A 15,189-nucleotide genomic window follows, 5' to 3' on the forward strand; every position below is an offset into this window, starting at 1 on the left:
ACGCAGATTGAGAAACATGATCCATACCCCATTACCAGACCCAGAAGACAACCCAAGGTCGGTCAAACGTTGGCGGCGTTGGCTTATTTGGGGAAGTGTTGGCTTAGGTCTTACTTCTGTGACGATCGCTGGTGGTGTAAGCTGGTTTATACATTACCGTTTAGCCTCTACCATCGCTACAGCCTTAGAGGGGACTCTCGATAGACCTGTAGAAGTCGGACCTGTTGAACGCTTTGGGATTATTAGTGTTCGTTTTGGACGGTCTGTGATTCCTCCCACAGATACTGATCCCAATACCGCCTCACTTGAAGCGATCGAAGCCAGCATTTCCATTATATCACTATTAACGCCAACTGTCGGCTTAAATTTACGGGTGATCAATCCCCAAGTTTATCTTGAACAAGACGAACTCGGAAATTGGATTAGGACTGAGATAGCGCCGGGGGATGAAAGTCCTGTGGATGTGGAAATTGGCTCTATTACCATTGAGAATGCTAATGTTAAACTCATGCCTCAAACTCTGCTGACGGCTGAGGTGAGAGAAGACCCGATCGCCCTCAATGTCGATCGCCTGATTTTAGATATCAGTGACCAGAACGATCGCATCAGAACCCACCTCACAGGTGAGTTTCACCGAGGCGGGAACATACAGGTTAGAGCGGATGGTATTTTATCTGCTGGAGATTTCGATACCACTATCACAGCTAATAGTCTTAATTTACCACAATTAGGATTATTAGTCAATACCCCCGGTATAATTTTAGGCGAGGGAGAAGCGGATGCCCAATTAAGGGTAAAATTGGCGAATTTTCAGCCGACTGGTATTTGGGGAAATCTGCAACTTAGGGAAGTACAAGCCATTTTAGCAACCCTTTCGGAACCGGTGACGATCACCAATGCTAATTTGGGGTTTGAGGAGACAGAGGCGACTGTGGAGACCCTAGAAATAGCTTGGGGTGATTTAGGAGTAACGAGCGGAGGGACAATCAGAACTAATGCAGAATTTGACTTGTTACAAACGGAATTCGATTTACAGGCAAATTTGCTCCCTGTTACTTTGGCGACGTTATTAGAAACGGCGGATCGAGAATTAGGGGAAACTCTGGTTTTACCAGTTCAGGTCGCGGGGGAAGTTACGGCTGATATTAACTTGACGGGAAACCTACAACAGCCTCAGCTAGAAATAGCGATCGCCACCACAGAAGCAACCCAAATAGATCGGGTAATTTTTAGCGAAATTTCCACGGAAATAGCCATCACACCAGAACTAGATCAGCAGTTTAATTTAGTAGCCGACCCAAGTATCAGCATTAACAATTTAAGGATTAAACCCATAAGCGGGGGAGAAATTAGCGGCGCTGGTAGTATGCAATTAACGGGACTGACGGAGTTACTTCGCGCCGCCACATTGACGACAGAATCACCAGAGGAATTTGTTTTACAGCCAACGGTAGAATTTACCCTAGATATTGACAGTCTATATTTAGATGCGATCGCCAGTCTATATGAACTTCCGAATAATACTAGATTAGGGGATATGTTCGCGACGGCTAAAGTTTCAGGTTCCCTAGATAACCTCCAAGGGGATATTAACTTTAATCTCCCAAATGGAACCTTGCCGATTTTGGGTTCTAGTCAAATCACCAAAAATCAGTTAACCGCGAATATAGCGATAGCCGAGGGTATAGTAAATGCGAATGTGCAACTGGCGGATAATAATAATTGGATAGCCACCCTGAACGCCAATGAATTAGGCTTAGATCCCCTAGTCAAATTAGGATTACCCCTCGCCAATTTACCCCCAGAGGTGCAGTTAATTATCGGACAAATTGACCTGAGACAAGATAAATTAAACCTAGACACGACCATCACAGGTCAACTAGATAAACTGAACCTAAACGACATCATCGCCAATGGCAATTTTAACCTAACGATCGCTAATGGAGAAATCAACAGTGATTTCAAATTAATAGGTGGAAAATTGGGGGCAGATTTTCTGGCAAATCGCCTAAATTTACAGCAAATAATAGGTATCGGACTACCCCTAATAAATTTACCGCCAGAAACTCTTATCCAACTGCAAACTCTAGATTTCAGCAATGGAACCGTGCAAAGTAGAGGAGTTGTGTCGGCGGACTTAAATAATTTTGACCCCAATAACATCACGGCTAATGCTATCGGCGACATCAATTTAGGCAATATGGGAGGGGTGATATCTTTCCGAGAAACTCGCCTAGCGAATGGGGTATTTAACTTGGAGTTGGAGGCGAATAGTATCCATGTTAATCCCTGGTTAAATGTAGCCAGCAATTTGGGTAATTTACCACCAGAAACTAGGGAAAAATTGAGGCGATCGCCAGAGTTAAGAAACAGTCGCCTAAATGGAGTCATGATAGCCGGAGGAAATCTGAATAATCTTAATCAGATTAAAGGTAGTGTGAATGGATTAGTTAACCTTCCCCAATTAGGGGGAGAAATCACCGCCAGAGGCGAAATTGAGGCGGGAGACTTTGAGGGAACTATCATCAGTAATAATCTGCCTTTAAATCCCCTAATCAACTTAGGGCTACCTTTAGCGAATTTACCCGCGAATGTAGTAGCAGAAATTCGGAACTTAGACCTAGACAACCCACAACTACAAGGGGAAACCCGGTTTAGTGGAAACCTAGCCAGCATGACTCCAGAAGCGCTAACCATTAGTTTAGACGGACAGTTAAACTTAGGGAGAGATGGCATAATTAAAGCCACAGGTAGGACTCAAGCTGGTGACTGGAATGCTAATATAATAGGCGATCGCATTGCCTTAAATCGCTTTTCACCATTAGTCGAAAATCTCACCGGAATCGAAACCGCCCTCAGACCGACGGGATTACTTAACCAAGCCCAAAATATGCCCTTATTGCGAGGGTTGTTAGATACCGAATTAAATGCTAGAGGTTCAGTCACCGAATTCAACCCCGCCACCCTGGAAGCCACCAGCCAACTAAGACTAACAGAATTACCAATAATTCGTCAACCCTTGGAAGCCATAGCGAGACTGAAAAACGGACAAGTAAACATTGACCAAGCCGAAACTCCCCAATTTGGTGCTAACGGTTTATTAGCGCTAGAATTTAGTGGAAGTGGGGTTCCCAGTTTAGCCAATGTCGATCTAAATTTACGGGTATCTAACTTTGATTTAAACTCGCCTTTAGTAGAACCCCTATTAGCCAACCTTCCCTCAGAAATACTACGGGGAGAAGTGCCACCTGTGGCGGGTAATGTGAGTTTTGCTGGTCAGTTAAAAGGTGCTATTTCCGCATTAAATTTACAGGGTGATGTCAGGTTAGAAAATTTTGCCCTGCGGTCTCTCATATTTGACCCAGTAATGACCGGAACTTTAACAGCAGGACTAGGTGGCGGCGGTGTCACCTTAGCCTTATCAGGTCAACAGGACAAAATCGAGTTAGTATTAGACGATCGCTTTTTACCGACTGCATTTTTAGTACAGCGAGGAAATGCGATCGCCAAAGGAACCACCCCCAGCCTAAACCAGCTACAAATAACCCTAGAATATTTCCCCATAGACCAATTAGGAATATACCCCATAGTAGCCGAAGGTTATGGTAATTTAGGAGGCGACTTAGCCGTAATATTAAACATTACTAATCTCGCCAGTTTAGACATCAATCAAATAGGCGCAACTGGTGAAATTAGCGTCCAAAACCCCAGTTTAGGTCATATAGAAGCCGATAGCTTCACCATTACTCAACTCAACCTTAGCCGTGGTCAATTTAGCTTTAATGACGGGGAACTTCGCCTAGGAGAAACCCAAGTTTTCATAGCAGGACAAGCCAACCTAGGCGCTATTATAGCCCAGGTTCCCGACTCCCCGGAAGAACCCCAATTTCAAGCTGATATCAGGGTTCCCCAAGGTAGACTACAAGATATATTTACCGCCTTAGAATGGTTCCAGTTAAGTGATATCGCCAACGGTCTCCAGCAACCCCAACGCGGCACTGCAGCCGACCTAGAAACCGTGGCCGTAGGATTATCTGAGACAGCGACCCTCCACCAACAGCTACAACGTTGGGCAGAAATTAACGCCCTATTGGAACAATGGGAAATCAAACAGAAGGAGAATGCTTCGCCATTTCCGCCCCTAGAGCAAGTCAATGCCAAATTTGATGCCGAAATCAAAATAAGCGGTTCCCCAGCCAATTTAACCGCCACTGCGGACATAAATGGTGCTGACTGGACATGGGGCGAGTACCGAATTGATGAGTTAGGATTAGAGGCAAGTTTCGAGGATAATATAGTCCGGGTGTTACCGTTGAGAGTGCGTTACGGTGAGACATTGGTGGGGTTTCAGGGACAACTAGATTTAGATGAGCAAATACCTTCGGGTCAGTTGCGGGTTAAGAATTTCCGCTTAGAAACCATAGAAGAATTTTATGACATCCCCAATATTGCTTTGAGTGGACAATTAAACCTGCGCGCTTTGTTAGCGGGGAGTTTAGATAATCCCCAAGCCTCCGGGGAATTTACGGTACTTGAAGGCTTATTTAATGATGAACCCCTGAAAGAGGCGCGGGGTAGTTTTAACTATAATAACGCCCGGTTTAACCTAGGTGGAACGGTGTTAGTGACGGAACAAGATCCTATAGAATATCGTGCATCAGTACCCTTTAGATTACCCTTTGCTAAGGTGAGACCAGAAAGTAATCTGGTCAGCGCTGAGGTGCAAATGCTGAATGAGGGATTCAAGATTATTAATTTACTCAATCCAGAAGTGAGTTGGGTTGAGGGACAGGGTCTTGTACAAATGCGGGCGCGAGGAGTCCTAGAACAGGCTGATGATGGCTCAATTAAGAATATTCTCATAGAACCTGATGGGGTGTTGAAGCTGGAAGATGTGGTGTTGAGGCTGGCTAGTAATAACAGTTCGATTACGGGTTTATCGGGAACAGCAACTTTCCTGAGAAATCGCCTGCGGGTTAAGGGTATGGAAGGGGAATTATTGGGAGACGCTGGGACGGGAAAGGTTGTTATCGATGGGGTATTGCCAATTTTTGAACCAATGAGACCGGAAGATCCAGATATTGACTCGCCCCTGAAAATGGTTCTGGAAAATTTAAAGTTAAATTTAGCCCTATTGTATCAGGGAAAAGCGGCGGGAGAAATTGTGATTGGTGGGACGGCTTTGCAACCGGGAATTGGTGGTCAGGTGGTGTTGTTTGATGGGGCTGTAACTTTACCGGAAGCAGACCAACCCCCGGCTACGGATAACGGAGATAGTCCAGAACTGCTAAATACTGGACCGGTAGAGGTGAGCTTGAATAATTTTATGTTGACTTTGGGAGAGCATATTCAAGTGCGATCGGCTTCTATTACGCCTATTTTTGATGCCCCTGTGCTGAATTTTAACGCCAATGGCACAATTATAGTTAATGGAGATTTAGATAGTTTGGAGAGTCTTCGCCCCCAGGGAACTATTGAATTGACGGGAGGCGCGGTGAATTTGTACACGAGTCGATTTCAGTTAGACCGGGGTTATCCTCAACGCGCTACTTTTGTTCCTGAGCATGGACTTAACCCGATTTTAGATGTGCGACTGGTGACTAGGGTATCGGAAACGACTCCGGCTGTGGCTTCAACTTCTGCTTTTGAAACGGAACTTATGGAAGTACCTAGGGCTGCTCAATTTGGTACGGTACGCACTATTAGGGTAACTGCTTTGGCTCAGGGTCTGGCTTCTGAGATTAACGATATTCTGGAGTTACGCAGTTCACCACCGCGATCGGAAATTCAACTGTTAGCTTTGTTAGGAGGTAGTGCGATCGAGGGAGTAACGGGGGATACGACTTTAGTGTTGGCAAATATTGCTAGTGCGGGACTGTTTAATGAGATTCAACAGAGTGTTCTTGATGCTACTGGGTTGACTGAATTTCGCATTTATCCGGCGCGGGTGTCTCAGTCCCAGGAACGTTCGGGTTCGACGGCTTTGGGTTTGGGGCTAGAGGTGGGTTTGGATGTTGCTAATGATGTGTCGGTTTCGGTGAGTCGGGTTCTGGCGGCGAACCAGCCTACTCAATTGAATCTCAACTATCGGGTTAATGACCGCTTGCTTTTGCGGGGGGCTACGAATTTTGGCAATGAAAGTGAGGTGAGGTTTGAGTATGAAACACGATTTTAGTCGGGGTTTGAACAGGGCTGAATTTGGCTAATGGCAATAATTCATCAACAGCAACACGACAGTTTTTCAGGAGGAGTCAACTATGTATAACATGAATCAATCCCTGCAAGTGGCTAAACAAGCCACCAGAGATATCGAAGGCTGGTTATCTGGTCTGCCGGAAACTGTGGCTATTGAAAATGTGGAAGATAACCCGCAATATCAAAGGGTTGATGTTGATTTGATTTGGATAACTCAAACCGGATCCTATCAAGTGGAAATTAAGGGCGATCGCTACCACAAAACTGGTAATTTCTTTTTGGAAACTCACAGTAATAAGGAACGCAATACACCCGGCTGTTTTCTCTACACAGAGGCAGATTGGGTGTTTTACTACTTCGTGACTCCCCGTCTGCTTTACCAATTGCCTATGCCAGCCACCCGCCACTGGTTTCTTGAGAATATTAACCGTTTCCGCGAAAGGTCAACTACCACCAATGTGGGTAATAGCTATTATACCACGGTGGGGCGATTGGTTCCGATTAATGTGGTAATTGCTGAAGTTGCTAACATTGCCAGACATCAACTATAATCAGCATTAATTTAATTATTTAAATAATCGTTGATAATCCACATAAAATCGATTTTTATAGGTTTACAGTAGTATTAATCCGGTAAATCTCTATAATTCGCTATAGCCTCCCCCTGAGCATATTTAAATTCTGGTGGGGAAACTGACGCAGCATGATAATTATGGAAGGGGGTACTTCCAGCGATGGTTATACTGAAAGGGTTGAGTATTTCTGAACATCTCCAATCGGACAAGCCCCCCCAAGTGGCGGCGATCGCCCCTGTAAATGGCTTCTACACTGACATTAGAGGCAATTGCTCAATTAAATTTTTCTAAATTTGCGTAAATTTAGTGGTTGTCGCTGATAGGTAGATAGCACCCTAAATCGAGGTGGAACTGTCAGCGGTTTGATTTCGATAGGGAGTGCGATCGCACTTTTTGGAGGCGGTTTCGGTTGCTTACACCGGGAGGTAAGGCGATCGATGTATTCCACCAACTCGACCCAACTCATACCCAGCCAACAACATGAGCAGTAAAAAAACATTCGTCATAGTTGCCATTTCCTCAATAGCCGGAGGAATTATTGGCACATTTTTCGCTTCCCCGGTTTCCTACACGCTGTATGAACCCTCTCGAGGTCGAGGCTTTTATCGAAATTGTCAGCCATTTGGCGACCTAATTTGTAATGAAATGAGAAATCGAGAAATGTATTCGGGTCAAAGCTTCCGCACCCGTTCAGTTTTGGACTCGAGAGCCACATTAGAGCGACAATTAATGTACGGAGGAATAGGCGTTTTTGCGGGATTAACTTCTGGTTCTGTACTCGCGGGTGTCCTGTCCCAAATAATGAAAGATAAAACTGAAACCAAATCCTAAGATGCCAAGACTGGACAGGAACGTTGAAAGTTTAGACCAGAAGATGTAGTGCGATCTTCTGTTTAGACGATCGCATCATTTCCCGTTTGAGAGATTTTCGAGGTGTAAAAACTAACTGATTTCAATTCCGGCACTGGCGACATTCACCCAGGGACGAGTCCTAAATCGCGATGGCGCGATCGCCATTCATACCTTGTACTGAGAACCCATAGAAAAACGCGATCGGAATTGGGCTAAAATTGGGCATTTCGGCTGACTGTCAGTGGTTTGATTTCGATAGGGAGTGCGATCGCTCTCCGATGCCTTGATTTAGAAAAGTTTACAGTCAAAGACCCTGCCTGGTGTGATAATATTATATAAACCCATAATTCCCTGCCAAATATCATTTGGTAACAAATCCCCGCCAGGGGACGGATATCTAAAATTATCCGCTATATTTCCGCTATCTTTTGAAAGCAGAGACAGTGACTAAGAAAGAAGCAATCGCTCTCCTAAAGGAACAGGGATGGACAAAAGCTGATGCTGAACGCGCTTTAACTGCGCTTGACTTCAGTACCAACCCTGATCGCCTCGTGATCCTCGAAGCCGCCATCCAGTTCTCCGGAGCGGAACTACTGAACCGCCAGCGACTCCAAGCTGCCCAAAAAGGACAGGTCGATCGCAAGCGAAAAGAACTCGCTGAGAAAGAAGAAAAAATTCACGATCTCATCAAACAAATTGTCAACCTGAAAGAAAATGCCTTCTCTGCAGAATTAGTCGAACTCCAAGCGGAATTACAGGCTTTAGAAAGCGATCGCGATGCCATCCTAGCCGGTAAAGATGAGCTAGAGAAAAAAACCGAAAAGCTGAAAGAAGTTAACGATATGCTAATGAAAGATAACCGCAGACTCAGAAATGTGTTGGATCAGATCAAACTCAAAATTGCCCAGGACATGAAATCCCTGCTGCGATCTAAAGACAGCGAAATCCGTCGAGCGGCTATCCGTCTGTTCCAAAAAACCATCGAGTGAGAACCCTTGTAATCTTTGGAGTCATGCTTTATGGCACGTCAAAAACGAACCTTTCTGGGGATGAGTTATCGGGAAGTTCAGAAATGGAACTCTGAGAACCGAACAAAACTCGACCGTCAGCAGCAACAAAAACTGAAAGAAGAAGGCTTTCGTAACGTGGGCTGGGAATCCGTCATCGGCCTTTATCTCGCCCTGGACGCATTAATCAACTCCGAACCCGAACCCGAGTTAGAATCGAGTCTGGAAGAACTGTTTTTAGAAGCGGCACGCATTGGCGATAAATATCAAACAGAGGAAGATAGGGCGACTTTCCAAAGAGAGTTTGACCGAGAAATTGCTGAAATTAATGCCCTAATTGAAGAACAGTTCCCCCAACCTCAAACCATCGAATTTATCGACTACAGCCGATAAGTTAACTACTGATAATTTATGGCAATTTATTGACAGCAAAAATCCATGATTCCCCCAAAACCCGATCCCGAAAATCTCGAAAACCTTGACCTAAAAGACCTTTTTAAACTCGCCCAAAAAATTGGGGGGCGACGCTACCATAAATTGACTGCCGACCACTTTGCCGACTATCGCCAATTTGACTACTGGCGTTATATTAACGGTGATTCAGAATGTGGCTCGACTCCGGAAAGTAAAGAATGGGTACGGGACAACTCCGATCAAGCCTGCCCGATTTGCGATCGCCCTTATACCTATGAAAATGGTCGAACTATCGACCACAAACTCCCCCGTTCCCAATATCCATGGCTCTCCCTAGACTTCCAAAATCTCTGGGTGATTTGCCGCGCCTGCAACCAAGAAAAAGGCGAAATGCACTGGTTTGAATACGAGCATTATATTTTCGTTAACTACCCCCATTTCTACGAAGCTGTCCGAATTTATAGACCGAAAAAACTCCTCAAAACCCTAGATAAATCTACTTAAAAATATCACCCCATTTCTACCCCATCCCCATGGTAAATAGACTACTATAGTCAACCACCCACAGGCGATCGCCACCTAAAATATAAATGGGCCTATCAAATTTGGCATTTCTTCTGGAAACTGTCAGCAGACCCAAGGAAGACCGGGAGAGGGAGTCAATTGCTCTCAGCGTGGAAATTAAGGGCGATCGCTGCTACCACAAAACTGGTCATTTCTTGGGTCTCCCCCTGAGTATATTTAAATTCTGGTGGGGAAACTGACGCAGCATGATAATTATGGAAGGGGGTACTTCCAGCAAGGGTTATACTGAAAGGGTTGGGTATTTCTGAACATCTCCAATCAAACGGGCCCCCCCAAGTGGCGGCGATCGCCCCTGTAAATGGCTTCTACACTGACATTAGAGGCAATTGCTCAATTCAATTTTTCTAAATTTGCGTAAATTTAGTGGTTGTCGCTGATAGGTAGATAGATGATCAGCCCACCGGATGGCCATCTCTAACTGAGGATCACTGAAATGGGAGGATAACGTTTAGAAAAGTTTACAGTCAAAAAGTAAATTTGTGTTTAATAATAAGGAGATAACATTAGGCGTTTAAGCATTAAGTTCAAAATCGTAAAAGTGCCTCACTGTAAGGGTTATAGATTCTATTGACCCACATTTTGTAGCACCCTTTTTTAGAACTTTCGCCGCAGGAGGGGCGATTTTAGATTTTAGTAGTCAAAGGAGATGCGATCGCGCTTCCTTTCATGCTTTGTATTTTCAGCAATATACAGTTAAGTTTTACTAAGTTTCACGATTGAGATATGGTTAATTCTACAGCCCCAAATATAATAGCTCTACAGGTAATTAGAGAGGCAGTTTGGCATTTAGCAAATTGGGCACAAGCCAAATGGCCCCCCAATTTTAATGTCCCAGAAGAGAATCCGGCGATCGCTAGAGCAAAACAATTGTTATCTTGGACAGAGACTAGCCAGATTCAACCCTTACACCTTTTGTTTGATGCGGTGAATCTATCACAGCCACAATCTCATCAGCATTATGTACCCGCTATCGCCATTGAGGATAGCAACCCTACAATTCCTTATCCTACAAATGAACCAGTTCAAGCCGAACAAATTAATTTTTTGCAACAAAAAATTAGAGAAACTATCGCTAATTTAAGGCTAGAAGATTGGGAAAACTTGTCACTATTAACCTTGCTTTTAGAAAAGTTTGGCTCCTGTTTATCATTAGGATTTGAAAATGTAGCTTTTTATGATTTGGTCAAATCAACTGCGGCGATCGCCGCGATTTTATCAAATGATTATCAAGCATCAAAGATTAGCTTAATAGCGGGTGATTTGTCTGGAATTCAAGACTTTATCTATACCATTTCATCTGACGGAGCCTTGAAATCACTAAGAGCTAGAAGTTTTTATCTGGAATTAGTGACGGAAGAAGTAGCCCAACAACTGCTAAATAAATTAAATATACCTCGGACTAATATTATTTATGTTGGCGGCGGCAATTTATATTTATTAGCTCCAGAACAGAATAATAATGAAAATTTAGTTGAACCCATACGAGATGCTTTCAATGAATGGCTGATTGATGAATTTCAAGGCAAAGTATTTTTAAGTCTGGGAACTCAAAATTTTGATATCGAGGAAATTGGAACGGCTAAATTTGCCCAACAATGGGCAACCATTACTCAAAACTTAGCTCTCCAAAAAGCTCGCAAATTCGATCATCATTTGGATAATTTCTTAGCGATTCAGGAAACCTATGAACCTTGTCGGGTTTGCCATCGAGATGATGAGGAAAACTTAAAACCGCTTAACCATCAAGAAGCCGATTCAGTTTTAGCTTGTCCGACTTGTCGGCAGATGTTTCGCCTAGGAAGTGAACTTTTTAGGGTAGATGCGATCGTGCGATCGCCGGTTCGCGATAGTATTGCCAAAGCCTTAGATAGCTTGCAGATTAAGTTACCAGGACAGAGTATATATTATCACTTATTTCGGGGAAAGCAGCAAGTTAAAAATTTAGAAGAATCGGAAACTGTTTTTTTGGTAAATAATTGGAAAGTTGCCGACTATCAAAATGGCAACTCAGTTTCTTTATTACTCGGCAACTATGCTCAAAATAGTCAGGAAGAATATGGAACAATGACAGCCAATGAAATGGCAGATCTGGCTAAAAAAGACGGTTGTATTCCCAGAGTTGGTTATTTGCGAATGGATGTAGACAAATTAGGGCAGATTTTTGCCAAAGGTTTAGGAAATGATCAAACCTTACCTCGGTTAGCTGGATTATCGCGCCAAATGAGTTATTTTTTTAAAGTTTATTTGAATAGTCTGGCTCAATTTCGTCAGGAAAATTTACATAATACAGTGTTTCATAGACTAACTGGAGAACGCCAAAATTTAGTATTTATTTATGCGGGAGGAGATGATTTATTTGTGAGTGGCGCATGGCATGAAGTTGTGGAATTTGCTTTTGATGTTTATCAATGTTTTCGCGCTTATACTGGGCATCACCCAGACATCAGCCTTTCTGGCGGTATTAGCTTGTCAGTTGCTAAATTTCCTCTCTACCAAGCAGCAGAGGAATCTGGACAAGCAGAAGATCAAGCTAAAGCAAATGGTCGGGACAGCTTGGGATTATTTGGGAGTGTATTTAAATGGGATGAGTGGTTGGGAACTGAATTAAAAAATTTGCCAAATATGCCACGGAGTCCGCATAATTTCCTCAAACCGAAGGAATTGCAAACTTATCTTGCTAACGAAATATCACCGAGTCTTTGGGGAGTGTTGCCATTTGTTAAACAATTGCATCCATCCCTAGAAATAAACTATTCTCGAAGTTTTATAAGGAATCTATTGGCAACAGCAGAACTTCAGGATAAAATGATAAAAGAAGCTGCCAGCAAACCCCAGGAGTATCAGTGGGATGTCCGTTACTTCCTGCACCTGCCCAAAATTGCTTATACTTTAGCCAGGCTACCAGATCATGTTCGTAATCATCCTAATTTTGAACCAATTCGTACTTCTCTGAAAAACCCCTATAATGCTCCCTACTTTCGAGCGATCGCCACCTGGCTAGAGATGCTTAACCGTTCTTCAATTAACAGTGAATAAAACCCCGCCCGCATTCTCAGTCAGACCCTGCTCATATAAAAACCGGAAATTCTTATGACTTCCAATCAACCGAGACGCAATTCAACACCTCAATCAGCATCGTCCCCAACTCCGGACAGAGAGATGATTAAAGCTATTCACAAGCTGAACCAGGACAAGAAAAATGGGACTCTCAAAGATTACCCAATTCGAGATCTGGTTAAACACGCTGAGATGTTCGGGCCTTATCTCAAAAACCGGAGGTTAGAGACCAATCAGATCCGCAAGTTTTTGGATGCTATTAATCGTTTGAAAGCCAAACTGGCTCAAACTGAAGAAAATCAGAATCAGCTTTTTGCCGAAATTGAACCGGAAATTGTACTTCTCAAACCAAAATTAGCTTATGCAGCAGCCAGACAAGAGGCAGCCAAACCTTTGAGTGATGTTATGTCTGCTGCTATCGATCATGTACATTCTTTAGAAGATTTTGAACGCTTAGTTCAATTGATCGAGTCCATTATTGCTTATCATAAAGCCGAAGGAGGAAAATAATGACAGTTATTGAAAGACCTCAAACCCCCCTAGTTGGAAAGTTAAAAATTACCGGAACTTTGATTGTTGAAACCGGACTGCATATCGGTGGTGGCGGAGAAACATTGGAAATTGGAGGACTGGATAAACCTGTAATTCGCGATCCGGTGAGTCAATATCCATATTTGCCTGGTTCTTCGATTAAAGGTAAACTTCGATCAATTTTAGAAAGATGGCTTAATAAACCTTTAAATCGAGGGGGAGGAAGCGGAACATACCGTTATGAAAGTGATGATATAGAGAGTGGCTATACAGAGATTCAAGCGGATCAGTATGTTGAATATGAAGGTGCAAAAACCTGTCAAGTTAGCCGTCTCTTTGGCTCCACTGGTGGTTCTAAGTGTTGGATTCCTACTGATATTGCTCAGTCACAGGAATTAGGTGGTCAGGGAAATAAAACCATTAATGGTGTATCTCATACGAAGATTAAAGGCAGAAATTGTCCGGCTCGCTTGATTGTTCGGGATTGCCATTTAACTCCTGAATCAGCCGAGCAACTTCGTAACATTGACACTGGGTTGTATATGACCGAGTGGAAGTTTGAGAATGGATTAGATCGGGTGACAGCAGCGGCTAACCCCAGACAATTAGAGCGAGTGCCAGCCGGAGCAAAATTTACTTTTGAAATGGTCTATACTGTTGAGGATGAAAATCAGGCGATTGAAGATGTAAAAAACTTGGCGATCGCTCTGTCAATTTTAGAAGATGATGCCTTGGGAGGACATGGTTCTAGGGGTTACGGAAAAGTGAGATTTGAGAACTTTAATTTTGATTACCGTGATGCCAAACAATACGAAAATATTGCCAGTGGTGGCGGTACTTCTATTAACTTCCCATCCCTCAAAAATACGGCTGAATTTTTAAGCAGATTTAGCGAAATTCAATCTCAGTTACCAGGCAGTTAAACCTAAATTATGAGCAACTACAAGCTAGTTAGCCTCAATTTCGGACAACACTCTACCCATTTTGGTGAAGTCGGAATTGGAGTTGAAGAAACGAGCGAACGAGTGCGTTCTGATACATTATTTAGCGCGCTAATTATTGCCTATGCTCGGTTATTTGGAAAAGATGCTGTTGAAGATTTACTAAAATCTTTTGACTCATCGCCTCCTTTTCGGGTCAGCTCAACATTTATTTACTCTGAGAATGGTCAAAAAAGGATTGACTACCTACCAAAACCGCTCAAATTTCCGCGCGGGTATCCGGTGGGGAATGACTTGGAATTTACCAAGACTTACAAAAAAATTCACTACTTACCTCTGGATATTTGGCAACGCTGGTATCAAGGTAGTGGTTTTACGGTAACCGATCGCACCGAATTGATTGATTATACTAACCAGGCTAACAGTTCTGGTAATCTTAAAAATTCGGGAATTTTCGACTATAGCCAAGCCTATCAAATCCATAAAACTCCCAAAGTGGCGATCGACCGAACAACTCGGGCGACCAATTTCTACCATACTGGTTTTGTGCAATTTAATAAGTCCTGTGGATTGTACTTTTTAATAGATTTGGTTAAAGTAGATAAAGACCTAGAAAATAGACTTTTTGCCGCCTTAAATTTATTGGGGGATGAAGGCTTAGGCGGTGAGCGTTCCAGTGGCGCAGGACAGTTTAAACCCACTTGGTCAGATCTATCTGATACATGGCAAAACTTGCTTAACTGTCCTCAATCAACCGACTACAGTTTAATCAGTTTGCTTTGGGAAAATCCGATTTCGGATACACTCCATAATGATAGAGCTAGTTATGGAATACTGGAACGAGGGGGATGGATTTCCTCTCCCTTTTCTGGGCGACAACTGCGACGCAAAAAAGTGCGGATGTTTGTGGAAGGCTCGGTATTTCCGGTGCGTACTGACGGACAATTAGCGGATGTAACTCCCTACGAATTTCAAAAATTGCATAAAGTGTATCGGAGTGGAATTGGTTTTAGCTTGCCTATTATCCTATAA

12 protein-coding genes are annotated in these 15,189 nt (G+C 43.3%); 11 read left to right on the forward strand and 1 reads right to left on the reverse strand.

Going from position 1 to position 15,189, the window contains the following annotated elements:
• Positions 1-16: 16 nt before the first annotated feature.
• A complete protein-coding gene (locus HFV01_RS07965; protein ID WP_193520983.1) occupies positions 17-6,175 on the forward strand; it encodes a translocation/assembly module TamB domain-containing protein in 6,159 nt (2,052 codons plus the stop codon).
• Positions 6,176-6,257: 82 nt separating this feature from the next.
• The gene (locus HFV01_RS07970; protein ID WP_035759361.1) at positions 6,258-6,746 is read left to right on the forward strand and encodes a hypothetical protein; all 489 of its coding nucleotides are present in this window, start codon (positions 6,258-6,260) and stop codon (positions 6,744-6,746) included.
• Between the two features lie 301 nt (positions 6,747-7,047).
• Here the strand turns inward: HFV01_RS07970 and HFV01_RS07975 are convergent, their stop codons facing one another.
• A complete protein-coding gene (locus tag HFV01_RS07975) occupies positions 7,048-7,236 on the reverse strand; it encodes a hypothetical protein (RefSeq protein ID WP_006624598.1) in 189 nt (62 codons plus the stop codon).
• Between the two features lie 14 nt (positions 7,237-7,250).
• Here HFV01_RS07975 and HFV01_RS07980 point away from each other — a divergent pair, with 14 nt between their 5' ends.
• From HFV01_RS07980 to csm4, 9 genes are all read left to right on the forward strand, one after another.
• Positions 7,251-7,601, forward strand: coding sequence for a hypothetical protein (locus HFV01_RS07980; protein ID WP_006624599.1), 351 nt, complete (start codon positions 7,251-7,253; stop codon positions 7,599-7,601).
• A gap of 464 nt (positions 7,602-8,065) precedes the next feature.
• Positions 8,066-8,611, forward strand: coding sequence for a hypothetical protein (locus HFV01_RS07985; RefSeq protein WP_035759363.1), 546 nt, complete (start codon positions 8,066-8,068; stop codon positions 8,609-8,611).
• A 30-nt stretch (positions 8,612-8,641) separates the two neighbouring features.
• Positions 8,642-9,022: a hypothetical protein gene (locus HFV01_RS07990; RefSeq protein WP_006624601.1), complete on the forward strand. Its 381-nt coding sequence runs from the start codon at positions 8,642-8,644 to the stop codon at positions 9,020-9,022.
• A gap of 45 nt (positions 9,023-9,067) precedes the next feature.
• Positions 9,068-9,547 (forward strand): HNH endonuclease, encoded by a 480-nt coding sequence (locus HFV01_RS07995; RefSeq protein WP_006624602.1) that lies wholly within the window; start codon positions 9,068-9,070, stop codon positions 9,545-9,547.
• An 86-nt stretch (positions 9,548-9,633) separates the two neighbouring features.
• A complete protein-coding gene (locus HFV01_RS08000) occupies positions 9,634-9,807 on the forward strand; it encodes a hypothetical protein (protein ID WP_006624604.1) in 174 nt (57 codons plus the stop codon).
• Between the two features lie 544 nt (positions 9,808-10,351).
• Positions 10,352-12,664: a type III-A CRISPR-associated protein Cas10/Csm1 gene (gene cas10, locus HFV01_RS08005; protein ID WP_006624606.1), complete on the forward strand. Its 2,313-nt coding sequence runs from the start codon at positions 10,352-10,354 to the stop codon at positions 12,662-12,664.
• A gap of 54 nt (positions 12,665-12,718) precedes the next feature.
• Complete coding sequence (gene csm2, locus HFV01_RS08010) at positions 12,719-13,195, forward strand: type III-A CRISPR-associated protein Csm2 (RefSeq protein ID WP_228116368.1); 477 nt, start codon at positions 12,719-12,721, stop codon at positions 13,193-13,195.
• The gene (csm3, locus tag HFV01_RS08015; RefSeq protein ID WP_046320904.1) at positions 13,195-14,139 is read left to right on the forward strand and encodes a type III-A CRISPR-associated RAMP protein Csm3; all 945 of its coding nucleotides are present in this window, start codon (positions 13,195-13,197) and stop codon (positions 14,137-14,139) included. Before csm2 ends, csm3 begins: the two co-directional genes overlap by 1 nt.
• Before the next feature lie 9 nt (positions 14,140-14,148).
• Positions 14,149-15,189: a type III-A CRISPR-associated RAMP protein Csm4 gene (csm4, locus tag HFV01_RS08020; protein WP_006624609.1), complete on the forward strand. Its 1,041-nt coding sequence runs from the start codon at positions 14,149-14,151 to the stop codon at positions 15,187-15,189.

This window comes from Limnospira fusiformis SAG 85.79, from assembly GCF_012516315.1.
GTDB classification, from domain to species: Bacteria; Cyanobacteriota; Cyanobacteriia; order Cyanobacteriales; family Microcoleaceae; genus Limnospira; species Limnospira fusiformis.

Bases quoted from the DNA above. Each gene is read 5' to 3' on its own strand.
- HFV01_RS07965 (WP_193520983.1), top strand. From the start codon at position 17: ATGATCCATACCCCATTACCAGACCCAGAAGACAACCCAAGGTCGGTC.
- HFV01_RS07970 (WP_035759361.1), top strand. From the start codon at position 6,258: ATGTATAACATGAATCAATCCCTGCAAGTGGCTAAACAAGCCACCAGA.
- HFV01_RS07975 (WP_006624598.1), bottom strand. From the start codon at position 7,236: ATGAGTTGGGTCGAGTTGGTGGAATACATCGATCGCCTTACCTCCCGG.
- HFV01_RS07980 (WP_006624599.1), top strand. From the start codon at position 7,251: ATGAGCAGTAAAAAAACATTCGTCATAGTTGCCATTTCCTCAATAGCC.
- HFV01_RS07990 (WP_006624601.1), top strand. From the start codon at position 8,642: ATGGCACGTCAAAAACGAACCTTTCTGGGGATGAGTTATCGGGAAGTT.
- HFV01_RS07995 (WP_006624602.1), top strand. From the start codon at position 9,068: ATGATTCCCCCAAAACCCGATCCCGAAAATCTCGAAAACCTTGACCTA.
- HFV01_RS08000 (WP_006624604.1), top strand. From the start codon at position 9,634: ATGGGCCTATCAAATTTGGCATTTCTTCTGGAAACTGTCAGCAGACCC.
- cas10 (WP_006624606.1), top strand. From the start codon at position 10,352: ATGGTTAATTCTACAGCCCCAAATATAATAGCTCTACAGGTAATTAGA.
- csm2 (WP_228116368.1), top strand. From the start codon at position 12,719: ATGACTTCCAATCAACCGAGACGCAATTCAACACCTCAATCAGCATCG.
- csm3 (WP_046320904.1), top strand. From the start codon at position 13,195: ATGACAGTTATTGAAAGACCTCAAACCCCCCTAGTTGGAAAGTTAAAA.
- csm4 (WP_006624609.1), top strand. From the start codon at position 14,149: ATGAGCAACTACAAGCTAGTTAGCCTCAATTTCGGACAACACTCTACC.